Here is an 11,985-nt window from a genome sequence, read left to right on the forward strand (position 1 = left end):
AAAAAATGTCCTCGGGAGAGTATGTTACAAGAAGTAGAATAACAGATAGATAGTGAGGCGAGAGGGTTATGAGAGAAGAGGAAGACCGAATCGTAGGAATGGAAGATATTGTGCGGGCTCATCACGTACTGCGTGAAGTCATAATCCGGACACCTCTACAACGTGATGCTGTATTATCAGCCAAGTATGATTGTGATGTGTATTTGAAGCGCGAGGATTTGCAGATTGTACGTTCTTTTAAAATCCGCGGAGCTTATAATATGATTCGTAGTTTGTCAGCAGAAGATAGAGCGAAAGGGATTGTCTGTGCGAGTGCGGGCAACCATGCACAAGGCGTAGCCTATTCCTGTAAGGCGCTTGGAATTAAAGGCAAGGTCTATATGCCAAGCACTACGCCTAACCAGAAGGTTAAGCAGGTGCGGCGGTTTGGCGGTGAGTTTGTTGAGGTCATTCTAAAGGGGGATACCTTTGATGACGCTTATGATGAAGCACTGCAAGCTTGTATAGATCATGGGATGACGCTGATCCACCCCTTTGATGAGCCACGAATCATTGCGGGCAACGGCACCATTGCAATGGAAGTGATGGAGAGTCTGGATAACCCTGCAGATTTTATGTTCGTAACCATTGGTGGAGGCGGCCTAGCAGCGGGTATAGCCACCTATGTGAAGACAGTTAGTCCTTCTACCAAGTTGATTGGTGTGGAGCCACTCGGAGCCGCTTCTATGACGGAAGCGATCAAGCTTGGAGAAGTGGTGACTCTTAATGAAATTAATAAATTCGTGGACGGAGCGGCTGTAAAACGTGTTGGCGGCCTGACATATGATATTTGCTCCCGACATCTGGATGACATCGTGATGGTGCCTGAAGGTAAAGCTTGTACCACGATTCTGGAACTATATAACGAGAATGCCATAGTGGTTGAGCCAGCAGGTTCGTTGCCTATCGCAGCGCTTGATCAATATCGTGATCAAATCCGCGGCAAAACAGTTGTCTGTATCATAAGCGGTGGGAACAACGATATTGACCGGATGCAGGAGATCAAGGAGCGTTCATTGATTTACGAAGGCTTAAAACACTATTTCATGGTGAACTTCCCGCAACGGGCAGGCGCGCTGCGTGAGTTCTTGGGTGAAATCCTTGGACCTCACGATGATATTACCCGTTTCGAGTATATTAAGAAGCATGATAAAGAAAATGGTCCCGCGCTTGTTGGCATTGAATTATTGTCAACGGATGCCTACGAACCTCTCATCGAACGGATGCAGCAGAAGGGCGTCGATTATGTAGAGATCAATAAGGATTCTAATCTCTTTAACATCCTTATTTAATGCTCGCATCCACTTCATAATCTCGTTAACGAATATAAAAAAGCCCGTCCCTATTCATTTCAGGGACGGGCTTTTGTGATTTCTTTATTAGAGAGGTAACGAAGTTTTACGATACTGCTCGACCTCATCGGTCAATTTGTAGCTATTGTCTTTCATTAATTTCATGAAGCTATCCAGCTTTTGTAGAAATGGGCTGCTGTCATTATTTTTGGTCAGAATACTGGAGTAAGCCTTTTGCGCCTCCAAATCCATTTCCAGATTGTCATAATGGAAGAGAGGAGTGTTATTCTGGCCGTAAAACGTATTATTCACATACATAGTGTACAAGGCTTTTACAGCAGAAATTCGGTTTGACTTCGGATGATTTTGAATGAATTGCTCTTGAGATAAAGCTCTGGCTGCAACCTCAGTCCAGGCGATAACTAGCCCGTTGTCCTTGGAAGAGGGCAGGTCCGATTCGGTGGCCATAATGGTAATATAAGCGCTGATATCATTGGTAACGTATAGCTTGTACTTGCGGTAAGCCCCATAATCGATCACCGGGAAAAAAGTACCCTCTGCTGTCTCCAGCTTATATCCGTTTTCGCTGGCACTTTTCAGCAGTGTACGCAGCTGGAGATCATCAGTAATAGCGGCAAGAGACGACATGCTGGCGCCTGCTTTATAAATGGCGGTGAGCTTCCGCTGGACAGTGCTGGTACTGAATTTACTTTCCCAGGCTTGCAGCGCAGCTTTATGCAGATTCTCAAGCTTCAGGGTCATCATTGTTGCACGATATGACCCTACCGCATACATATTGGAGTTCAAATATTTTATGGCTTCGGGTAACTTGTCAGAGGTAGATAACAGCGGTAATGCAGCTTTATAGACAGCCTCTGCATGATTATTACTAGCTGCTTGAGGAATTGCCTTAGCGCCTTCCCCAGGAGGGCTGGTAGCACCTTCGGCGTGAATAGCACTGGGTACTATGCCTAGCCCTAAGGCTATAGCTAGAACGGAGTAGAGAATATAATGTTTCTTAATCATGGAAGTTTCCCCCTATCTATCGGATGGAATAAAGTTTTCAGCCTAGATATTTATTTTTTGAAAAATATAAATTTCAGTCCCAACCCCCCAATGATGCACAGAATTAAGCTTACCCACGGGGATATTGTAATGACCGGAAATAATCGATCGAGGAACATGCCGATAAATACAGCAGCTACTGCGATGCCAATATAGATTCCAAGGCTTTTTATATCAAAAGGCTTGGCACTTGGTGCATCGCTTTCCGACAAGGAAGACATCCATTTCATAATCAGTTCAATTAAGATAATGGAGCCTACTCCCACAGCGAGCAGGGTGAAAAGGCTGATCTGTCCGAACATTCCAGGTGAATCGTCAGTCCATTGGAAGAAGAGTCCACCGATTGCCAATATCCCAAAAAGACAGGTCAGAGCTGCGCAGGGAATCATCAAGTAATAGTTCCATTTACTGCGCACCGGGCGCCCGGGAACACTGTCTATGATTTCTTTAAAATAATCGTGCGGATTCTCGCCGAATACTTGCTTGGCATTTTTCCCTTTACGTTGTTCCTTCAACAGCAGCTTGGCCGCATCCAGCAAAAGTTCTTCTCCGCGCAGGGTGTCAATTCGACTGGCCCGCATTGCAAGGATCATATCTTCTAAATAGGAGCGATTGAAGGGCGTCAACTGCTCACGCAGGGCGTTATTTTCCTTAATCATATCTTTCACTTTCATAATTTGGATGTAAACCTCCAGTGTTGTTAATCGGTATAGTCTTTAACCTAGAGTATACGTTTGCATGACAGGTCTACGCAAGGACAACCATTTCTATGGCGATATGCATAATCCTTTTAGAAGAGTGAACACTGATAATGTTGTTGCTTGATCAATATAGCATTGGGAAAGGTTGGGAGCTTTATGGAACATGAGAACAAGAAAGAACAGGGAAGATCCATGGGCAACGGTTTCGAGCCTACGCCCAATAATTCAATGGGGGATTGGGGCGGCTCCGATGGATTCAGCATGTGGGATTCCGCAGAAGATGCTCCCGAGGGCTTGCTTAAGGATTGGGAAGGCAGCCATGAAACCCATGAGATGTTTAACGACAGCTACGATTGATTAACAACCCTGGCCATTCATCTTGAAAAAACAACAGAGCAGCGATCCTCCGATACTGGGGATCGCTGCTCTGTGTTTTTTGGTGGGGTTCTCAAACCCAAACCCAAATCCAAATCCAAATCCAAACCCAAACCCAAACCCAAACCCAAACCCAAACCCAAACCTCAAGCCCCCCAGACCCCGGTTGTCGTAGCATCTACCATCTATCGGACTCAGATGACCTTATTAGCCAAATTATCACCTTTTCAGCACAGTTTCGGACTCCATGAAGCTAGAATGAAAAGTGGACAGTAGTTAACAGACTGGCGATAATGAGTCCACGGAGGTGTGTTCACATGGGAGAACATCGACAACGGTATAACGAAGAATTTAAAAAACAGACAGTGCAGTTCATTCAAGAGCAAACAAAGACAGTGGGCGACTTGGCGGAAGAGCTCAACATCCCAAAAAGTACCCTGCATCAATGGATGAGCCAGTATCGAGAACTAAAGAATGAACCGGCAGCTAGCGTGGATCGAGTACGGGAACTCGAGGCACAGTTGAAAGAAATGAGCCGACAACTTCAAGAAAAAGATAACAAGATTGCTGATGTGGAAGAGGAATTAGCGATCGTAAAAAAAGCAGTGCACATCTTCAGCAAACCAAGGAACTGAGATTCCAGTTTATTGAAAAACATCGCTCCGAGTTTCTCTTGGAGAAGATGTGCATGACCCTACATGTGTCACGGAGCGGGTACTACAAGTGGCGGACAGAAAAAACCAGTACGCATATGCTTCGTAAGGCTGCGATAATGAAGCGAATTCAGTATCATTTTGCAGACCATCAAAAGCGGTATGGGAGTCCGAAGATCACCCGCCTGTTGCATCAAGAAGGTTATACCGTTACCGAACGCACGGTGAGTGTGTACATGCGACATATGAAGCTTCGCTCCATTGTCTCCAAAACGTATCGCGTACAGACCACCGACTCCAATCATGACCATCCGATTGCCCCGAATACGCTGAACCAGCAATTTAAAATACTCAAACCCAATTCAGTATGGGTTACCGACATTACGTACATTCCTTGCCGGGGAGGGCGCTTGTACCTGGCTAGTGTGATGGACCTTTGCACGCGCGAAATCGTGGGGTGGCGCTTGGAGAACCATATGGAAACTAGCTTAATTTCGGGCGCCTTACAAGATGCTTACGAAGCTAAACAACCGGAAAAGGGTCTATTACATCACTCCGATAGAGGTTCTCAATATACTTCTCATGAATACAGGCAGCAGTTGAAAGCGTATGGCATGGAGTCCAGCATGAGCCGCAGAGGTAACTGTTATGATAACGCCTGTATCGAGTCGTGGCACAGCATTTTGAAAAAGGAGCTCATTTATTGTAATCCACGATTCAAAACTAAGGAGCAAGCCTACCAGACACTTTTTCAATATATTGAGTTTTATTATAACCGCAAGCGAATGCATGGCGCGCTGGGGTATCTTTCTCCAGTTCGTTTTGCTGAGCAATTGACTAGAATGTCTGTTGCGTGAGTGTCCACTTTCTTGACAGAGGTCCACCAGTGACGCTATTGCTCGAAAAGTAGCTCGTATTTGCTGTTTTACAGGGTGATAGCGACTATGGGGTCCGATAGAATTCAAAAAGTGTGCTAAATCTGCGAATAGGGTCTTCTGAGTCCTATAGAGCTACTGAGTCCGCTGGAGCAGTTGATTCCGATGAAGCTGCTGAGTCCGAAGGAGCTACTGAATCGCGATTATTAACTAATCCAACAAAGGTTGGCGTTTAGAGGTTTAAGAGGTAGGTTCCAATCCACTCGACGTGGGTGCCCCAGAGCATCCCCATGACTTACGGGACACCCTGTTTGTCGCGCAGACTCTAATGCCCAAATACTCCGTGCGTTTATTAAGAATTGTCCCCTTGCTGTTGACAATATGAACGAAATCTTTATAATTAGATTATAATTCATACTAAGTTAATCGGAATTCTAATAAATTAAAATAAATTAAATTATAAATATAAATATAATTATAGGAGGATGCGGCAATGGAACGGAATATTGTAATCCGGCATAACGGAGAAGAATTGACGGCGAGCATACATTACCCGAACAAAGAGAAGGGAACCTCTTCACGTTGCAAGGATAGACTGCCATTAGCCGTGATCTGCCACGGATTTGTGGGGAATCGGATTGGCGTAGACCGGATTTTTGTGAAGGCGGCTCGTGAGCTGGCACAAGAGGGATATATGGTTATTCGTTTTGATTATGTGGGCTGCGGCGAGAGCAGCGGGAATTATGGCGGCGAAGATATGGAATCGATGATCGCTCAGACTAGAGCGGTGCTTGATTACGGAATTAGCTCTGCTGATGTGGACCCGCAGCGCGTGACGCTGATTGGCCATAGCCTCGGTGGCGCGGTGGCGCTGCTGACAAGTATTCGCGATCGCCGCGTGAAGAATCTCGTGTTATGGGCCTCTGTGGGTTATCCTTTCAATGATATTGTGAAAATTGTAGGGCGGGAGGCTTATGATCGTGCTGTGAAGAATGGATCAGCCGATTATGTGGGCTACTCGTTTACGCCGGTATATTTTAATTCTTTGGCGGCATTTCAGCCCTTCCAAGAAGCGAGCAAATTTAGCGGCGATGTACTCGTTATCCATGGCACCTCTGATGATGTCATCCCGGTGGATTACGCTTTTCTTTATCAGAAGCTGTTCTGGACACGTCCGGAAGGACGTTGCGATAAAGAGATCATTTTTCAAGGGGATCACACCTTTTCTTCTGGACCAGCGCAGCAGCAGCTGCTTAAGCGGACTATAGAATGGATGAACGAACAAGAGCATCTGCAGACAGAGTGGCAGAATTGGATGATTTAGGAGAAGGTTTTTATTCGCATTAACTTGCAATAAGCGGTAAAATAAAGATGCACACCATATACTGGGTTATGGAGGTTGGCATCCTATGAAATTACCGTCATTTTTTATTGCGCACGGTTCTCCGCTCCTCGCACTGGAGGATAACGAGTATACCCGTTTTCTGGAGCGGCTTGGTCAAGAACTTGAAGCGCCACGCGGTATAGTAGTTTTCTCAGCGCACTGGGATAGCCCTGAACAGCTACTTACCGTTGATGAACTGCACGAGACACAGCATGACTTCTACGGATTCCCTGAAGAAGTTTACACGCTGACCTATCCGGCCCCGGGCGATCCGGCCCTAACAAGACGGATTTCTGAGCTCTTCAAGGATAACAATCTTTCACATCAGCCCGTTCTGGGGCGAGGACTCGATCATGGAGTCTGGGTGATACTGAAAAAAATGTTCCCGAACGCCGACATTCCGGTAGTTGCTTTATCCGTCGATTCCCTGCGCTCTCCCAAGGAGCAATACAATATCGGGCGGATGTTAGCGCCGCTTCGTGACGAAGGCATACTGCTGATTGGAAGCGGTGGACTTGTTCACAATTTGCGGATGCTAAGTGAAAGTGAGCAGCCTGAGGATTGGGCACTTGAATTCGATGCCTGGATTGCCAAGGGACTAGAAGCCTGGGATTTGCCTTCACTTTTTGCGTATGAGAAAAAAGCTCCAAATGTACGCGATGCGGTTCCTTCTTATGGAAGAGAGCATTTTGCACCTCTCTTTTACGCGATGGGAACAGCGGATGGCAGCAGGAAGGCAGAGCGTATTTTTCAGGCTTATCAGTATGGGACATTAAGTCTGAATTGCTGGAAGCTAGACTAACTGAATGAATAAGAGACCCGCAGGGTGCAGCCGCAATGGCTGTACCCTTTTTTTAATATAAGAATTTATCTATTCCATGCTATAAAATTTCCTTATGCTTGCTATGAAAAAGGGAGTAGGTAATCAAGACAAATGGGACTGACTGTGATTAAATGGAAGGAATCAGTGAGTTTCATAAAACGTTTAGGAGGAACTACAAGCTTATGAAAGTAAATTGCTCTTCTTCCCGTCTGTTATCTGCCATTGTATTGACCACCCTATTGCTCTCCGCTTGCGGAACACAGAGTGCAAATAATGAGATCACCCCGACACAGCAGCCTACCGCAGAGCCCACGCCTATCGAAACGATTCAACCCTCACCTACTATTGATCCCGCTGCTGAGCTCGTATCCGGATTAACAGGTCTTCCAGTTTCTGAAGACAGTCTTCCACGTCCCTTGGCCGTAATGATAAATAATGCTCCTGCCGCCCGGCCGCAATCGGGGGTTAGTGAAGCAGATATTTTGTATGAGATTCTTGCCGAAGGTGGCATTACGCGTTTGATTGGTATTTTTCAGAGCCATACAGGTGTGGTGAAAATCGGACCGATTCGCAGCATCCGCCCCTATCTGCTGGATATTGGCGAGAGCTACGGTGGTGTGACGGTGCATGCCGGAGGAAGTCCGGCGGCTTATGCCATTTTGCAAAAAGAGAAAAAAGAAGATATGGACGAGATCGGCCGTGCCGGAGCTTATTTTTGGCGGGATAAAGCGCGAAAAGCACCACATAACCTGTACAGCAACGCAGCCAAACTGCGGGAAGGTGCCGAGAAGCTTGGGTTTGCGCAAAGTGTGAAGGTGCCCGGGTATCTTTTTAATAATCCAGATTACATACCGGCGGACGGAGAGAAAGCCGCTGAATTTAGCATAAACTATCTGCTCAAAAGTTATAAAGTTGACTATAAATATGATCCTAAACGTCAGACCTATCAGCGTTATGTGAATGACAAACCTCATTTGGATCTAAATAACGATAATCCGGTGGAAGCGGCCAATGTTATGGTTATAGGAGCGGATCATAAAGTGCTTGATGATGTCGGAAGACTTCAGATTGATGTTGAGCTTGGCGGGGAAGCGTTGCTTTTTCAGCGGGGACAGGTCACCCAAGGCAGATGGTCGCGTGAACCAGGGGATGTGATCCGCTTTGTGAGGGATGGAAAAGAAGAGCTGATGTATCCAGGAATTACCCATATTTTGGTGGTCCCTAATGCGCCTTCATTTAGCAGTCATGTGGTATATGGCGGGGCGGATGGTACAACATAAGAAAGTCGGAATATCCAGTGTTATACAGATTTGTGTTCGGAATAATGGGTATGTGTTAATAGAGTGTAAAAAAGTTCATTTCTATAGCTTCTATACCTTGTACGGATATGATAAGATAACAAGGGTTGTCATTCATTTTCATGCTTTTTACATATGAATGGCTCTGTATTCACGGTAATTTTATGTAAAGGGGTTTAAAACAATGAAGTTGAGAAAAAAGGACATATTCTTTGAGACGCTGGAAAATATGGCCGATACTATTGTCCAAGCTGCAGATTATTTTGCTCAGAATATCACTGATCTCCGGAATAATGTTGATAATTTCGCTGCAGAGATGAAAAAGTACGAATCCCAATGTGATACTTACACTCACACCGTTATCAAAGAATTGAACAAGACGTTTATTACGCCGCTTGAACGTGACGACATTATGGACTTGATCACAAGCATGGATGATGTCATCGATGGTCTGGAGGCATCCGCCTCACGTTTCTATATGTACAACCTTCTTGACCCGGATGAATACATTGTACAATTCGCCGAAATCCTTCGTCAGTGTGCTTATGAAATCCAAAAAGCAGTTCATTTGCTCTCCCAGAAGAAATTGTTGGCGATCCGTGAATATACAATCCGTCTGAATGACCTTGAGAATCAAGGGGACGAAGTGCTGCGTATTTGTACTAAGGTCCTGTTCGAAACTGTAAAGACCCGATTGAGCTGATTAAACGCAAGGAACTGTATGAGCGGCTCGAGACCACTACAGACAAATGTGAAGATGTAGCCAACATGTTGGAATCGATCATCATGCGCAACTCATAAGGGGTACTAGAATATGGAAACATCTATATGGATTCTTGGAATTGTTATATTTCTCGCGCTTGCGTTTGACTTTATCAATGGATTCCATGATACGGCCAACGCAATTGCTACCTCTGTCTCGACACGTGCCTTAAAACCGCGAACAGCAATTATTATGGCAGCACTGATGAACTTTGTTGGGGCCTTGATGTTTACAGGTGTGGCCAAAAAAATCGGCGGAAGTATCACCGACCCGACCTTGCTTGAAAATGGGTTGGATATCATAATAGCCACGCTGATTGCTTCGATTATTTGGAATTTGATTACTTGGTGGCTCGGGATTCCATCCTCATCGTCTCATGCACTGATCGGCGCTTTAGCGGGTGCAGTATACGTGGGGGCAGGCTCAGCACACATCAATTGGGGCGGGTTTGTGGAAATTGTCGAAGGACTGATTTTCTCCCCAATCATTGCGTTTGTTATCGGTTATATTATCATGACCATCCTGAAATGGATCTTTGCTAAGCGTAGTCCACATACGGTCAACAAGGGCTTCCGCTCTATGCAAGTCCTTACGGCAGCGTTACAGTCGTTCACACATGGTACAAATGATGCGCAAAAAGCGATGGGGATCATTACTTTTGCACTCGTTACCTCAGGACGTCAAGAAACTATGGATGTTATCCCTTTGTGGGTTAAGATAGCTGCAGCTACGGCTATGGCGCTCGGTACCTCCATTGGCGGTTGGAAGATTATTAAGACTATGGGTACGAAGATTTTTAAAATCGAACCTATTAACGGTTTCGCGGCTGATATTTCCGCGGCATCTGTTATTTTCTCAGCAACGCTGCTGCATTTGCCAGTAAGCTCAACGCATGCGATCACATCAGCGATCCTTGGGGTTGGCTCTGCCAAACGTTTCTCTGCAGTGAAATGGGGAGTAGCCGGACGTATTGTGGTCACTTGGTTCATCACGATTCCAATCAGTGCGGTATTAGCAGGTCTGATTTTCAAAATCATTTTTTAAACACCCTTTAATAAAGATGTCAGTTAGCCATTGGGCTGCGGACATCTTTTTTTGTTGTGTGGACATGAGGAGAGTGAAGAATATACGGTATAAATCCCGTAGAAATGGCGGAAATCGGCGTTGGAGGGAGAATGTACGGTATAAATCCCGTAGAAATGACGGAGTTAGGCGTTGGAGGGAGAATGTACGGTATAAATCCCGTAGAAATGGCGGAGTTTGGCGTTGGAGGGAGAATGTACGGTATAAATCCCGTAGAAATGATGGAGTTTGGCGTTGGAGGGGGAATGTACGGTATAAATCCCGTAGAAATGGCGGAGTTTGGCGTTGGAGGGAGAATGTACGGTATAAATCCCGTAGAAATGATGGAGTTTGGCGATGGAGGGGGAATGTACGGTATAAATCCCGTAGAGATGACGAAGTCTGGAGTTGGAGGGGGAATGTACGGTATAAATCCCGTAGAAATGACGGAGTTTGGCGTTGGAGGGGGAATGTACGGTATAAATCCCGCAGAAATGATGGAGTTTGGCGTCGGACGGGGAATGTACGGTATAAATCCCGTAGAAATGACGGAGTTTGGCGTTGGAGGGGGAATGTACGGTATAAATCCCGTAGAAGTGACGAAGTTTGGCGTTGGAGGGGGAATGTACGGTATAAATCCCGTAGAAATGGCGGAGTTTGGCGATAGAGGGGGAATGTACGGTATAAATCCCGCAGAAATGATGGAGTTTGGCGATGGAGGGGGAATGTACGGTATAAATCCCGCAGAAATGACGGAGTTTGGCGTTGGAGGGGGAATGTACGGTATAAATCCCGTAGAAATGACGGAGTTTGGCGTTGGAGGGGGAATGTACGGTATAAATCCCGCAGAAATGATGGAGTTTGGCGTCGGACGGGGAATGTACGGTATAAATCCCGTAGAAATGACGGAGTTTGGCGTCGGAGGGGGAATGTACGGTATAAATCCCGTAGAAATGATGGAGTTTGGCGATGGAGGGGGAATGTACGGTATAAATCCCGCTGAATTTACGAAATTCGAGGGTGGTGACAAAAAGAAGAGCATAACTGCCCTAGAATTGGAGACACTTCGTCGAAGAAGCAGAAAGAAAGGCATAAATGCCTTAGAATGACGGCACCTGACTTGTATGAAGGTGGACCAGCCTAACTAAACACATTTCAAGGGAACCCAACGCACCTTAATCCAGCCCATCGTAACGTAACCTTGCACAAGCTAACTCAGCCCAGTCCAACTTACCTCATTTCAGCAGAATCCAGCGCACCGAAGTCCAGCCCTGCATAAAGTAACCTAGCCAAAGTTAACTCAGTATAGTCCCACGTAACACATTTCAAGGGAACCCAACGCACCTTAATCCAGCCCATCGTAACGTAACCTTGCACAAGCTAACTCAGCCCAGTCCAACTTACCTCATTTCAGCAGAATCCAGCGCACCGAAGTCCAGCCCTGCACAAAGTAACCTAGCCAAAGTTAACTCAGTATAGTCCCACGTAACACATTTCAGGGGAACCCAGCGCACCTTAATCCAGTCCATCGTAAAGTAACCTAGATCCAACTAACTAAACGCAGCCCAACTTACCTCATTTCAGCAGAATCCAGCGCACCGAAGTCCAGCCCTGTACAAAGTAACCTAGCCAAAGTTAACTCAGCATAGTCCCAC

Annotated in this window: 11 protein-coding genes and 1 pseudogene; 10 read left to right on the top strand and 2 right to left on the bottom strand. The window is 45.9% G+C overall.

Annotation, left to right across the window (positions count from 1 at the left end; translation table 11 throughout):
- The first annotated feature begins 68 nt into the window (after nucleotides 1-68).
- Nucleotides 69-1,331, top strand: coding sequence for a threonine ammonia-lyase IlvA (gene ilvA / locus NSQ50_RS03330; protein WP_036680889.1), 1,263 nt, complete (start codon nucleotides 69-71; stop codon nucleotides 1,329-1,331).
- 87 nt (nucleotides 1,332-1,418) lie between these two features.
- On the opposite strand, the gene NSQ50_RS03335 is transcribed toward ilvA, so the two are convergent.
- Both NSQ50_RS03335 and NSQ50_RS03340 read right to left on the bottom strand, forming a co-directional pair.
- On the bottom strand, nucleotides 1,419-2,357 hold the full coding sequence (locus NSQ50_RS03335) for a hypothetical protein (RefSeq protein WP_052096760.1): 939 nt from the start codon (nucleotides 2,355-2,357) through the stop codon (nucleotides 1,419-1,421).
- Between the two features lie 50 nt (nucleotides 2,358-2,407).
- Nucleotides 2,408-3,070: a DUF1129 family protein gene (locus NSQ50_RS03340; protein WP_036680887.1), complete on the bottom strand. Its 663-nt coding sequence runs from the start codon at nucleotides 3,068-3,070 to the stop codon at nucleotides 2,408-2,410.
- Between the two features lie 183 nt (nucleotides 3,071-3,253).
- Between NSQ50_RS03340 and NSQ50_RS03345 the strand changes: the two genes are divergently transcribed.
- The 9 genes and pseudogenes from NSQ50_RS03345 to NSQ50_RS03385 all read left to right on the top strand — a co-directional run bounded on the left by NSQ50_RS03345 (nucleotide 3,254) and on the right by NSQ50_RS03385 (nucleotide 11,439).
- Nucleotides 3,254-3,454 carry a hypothetical protein gene (locus tag NSQ50_RS03345; protein WP_036680885.1) on the top strand — a complete coding sequence of 67 codons (201 nt, stop codon included), beginning with the start codon at nucleotides 3,254-3,256 and terminating at the stop codon, nucleotides 3,452-3,454.
- A 335-nt stretch (nucleotides 3,455-3,789) separates the two neighbouring features.
- The gene (locus NSQ50_RS03350) at nucleotides 3,790-4,107 is read left to right on the top strand and encodes a transposase (RefSeq protein WP_036683594.1); all 318 of its coding nucleotides are present in this window, start codon (nucleotides 3,790-3,792) and stop codon (nucleotides 4,105-4,107) included.
- Nucleotides 4,108-4,118: 11 nt separating this feature from the next.
- Nucleotides 4,119-4,982 (top strand): IS3 family transposase, encoded by an 864-nt coding sequence (locus NSQ50_RS03355; RefSeq protein WP_235219498.1) that lies wholly within the window; start codon nucleotides 4,119-4,121, stop codon nucleotides 4,980-4,982.
- Nucleotides 4,983-5,493: 511 nt separating this feature from the next.
- On the top strand, nucleotides 5,494-6,324 hold the full coding sequence (locus NSQ50_RS03360) for an alpha/beta hydrolase family protein (RefSeq protein WP_076195105.1): 831 nt from the start codon (nucleotides 5,494-5,496) through the stop codon (nucleotides 6,322-6,324).
- Between the two features lie 85 nt (nucleotides 6,325-6,409).
- On the top strand, nucleotides 6,410-7,186 hold the full coding sequence (locus tag NSQ50_RS03365; protein WP_076148059.1) for a DODA-type extradiol aromatic ring-opening family dioxygenase: 777 nt from the start codon (nucleotides 6,410-6,412) through the stop codon (nucleotides 7,184-7,186).
- A 203-nt stretch (nucleotides 7,187-7,389) separates the two neighbouring features.
- Complete coding sequence (locus NSQ50_RS03370; protein ID WP_036686869.1) at nucleotides 7,390-8,487, top strand: DUF3048 domain-containing protein; 1,098 nt, start codon at nucleotides 7,390-7,392, stop codon at nucleotides 8,485-8,487.
- Between the two features lie 202 nt (nucleotides 8,488-8,689).
- Nucleotides 8,690-9,306, top strand: a pseudogene (locus NSQ50_RS03375) (DUF47 domain-containing protein).
- A 13-nt stretch (nucleotides 9,307-9,319) separates the two neighbouring features.
- A complete protein-coding gene (locus NSQ50_RS03380; protein ID WP_036686873.1) occupies nucleotides 9,320-10,312 on the top strand; it encodes an inorganic phosphate transporter in 993 nt (330 codons plus the stop codon).
- A gap of 104 nt (nucleotides 10,313-10,416) precedes the next feature.
- Nucleotides 10,417-11,439, top strand: coding sequence for a hypothetical protein (locus NSQ50_RS03385; RefSeq protein WP_340949267.1), 1,023 nt, complete (start codon nucleotides 10,417-10,419; stop codon nucleotides 11,437-11,439).
- The last annotated feature ends 546 nt before the right edge of the window (nucleotides 11,440-11,985 follow it).

Origin of the sequence: Paenibacillus sp. FSL R10-2788, from assembly GCF_038003885.1 — a bacterium.
Taxonomy (GTDB): Bacteria; Bacillota; Bacilli; order Paenibacillales; family Paenibacillaceae; genus Paenibacillus_AQ; species Paenibacillus_AQ odorifer.

Bases quoted from the DNA above. Each gene is read 5' to 3' on its own strand.
- NSQ50_RS03340 (WP_036680887.1), bottom strand. From the start codon at position 3,070: ATGAAAGTGAAAGATATGATTAAGGAAAATAACGCCCTGCGTGAGCAG.
- NSQ50_RS03335 (WP_052096760.1), bottom strand. From the start codon at position 2,357: ATGATTAAGAAACATTATATTCTCTACTCCGTTCTAGCTATAGCCTTA.
- NSQ50_RS03365 (WP_076148059.1), top strand. From the start codon at position 6,410: ATGAAATTACCGTCATTTTTTATTGCGCACGGTTCTCCGCTCCTCGCA.
- ilvA (WP_036680889.1), top strand. From the start codon at position 69: ATGAGAGAAGAGGAAGACCGAATCGTAGGAATGGAAGATATTGTGCGG.
- NSQ50_RS03350 (WP_036683594.1), top strand. From the start codon at position 3,790: ATGGGAGAACATCGACAACGGTATAACGAAGAATTTAAAAAACAGACA.
- NSQ50_RS03385 (WP_340949267.1), top strand. From the start codon at position 10,417: ATGGCGGAAATCGGCGTTGGAGGGAGAATGTACGGTATAAATCCCGTA.
- NSQ50_RS03370 (WP_036686869.1), top strand. From the start codon at position 7,390: ATGAAAGTAAATTGCTCTTCTTCCCGTCTGTTATCTGCCATTGTATTG.
- NSQ50_RS03380 (WP_036686873.1), top strand. From the start codon at position 9,320: ATGGAAACATCTATATGGATTCTTGGAATTGTTATATTTCTCGCGCTT.
- NSQ50_RS03360 (WP_076195105.1), top strand. From the start codon at position 5,494: ATGGAACGGAATATTGTAATCCGGCATAACGGAGAAGAATTGACGGCG.
- NSQ50_RS03345 (WP_036680885.1), top strand. From the start codon at position 3,254: ATGGAACATGAGAACAAGAAAGAACAGGGAAGATCCATGGGCAACGGT.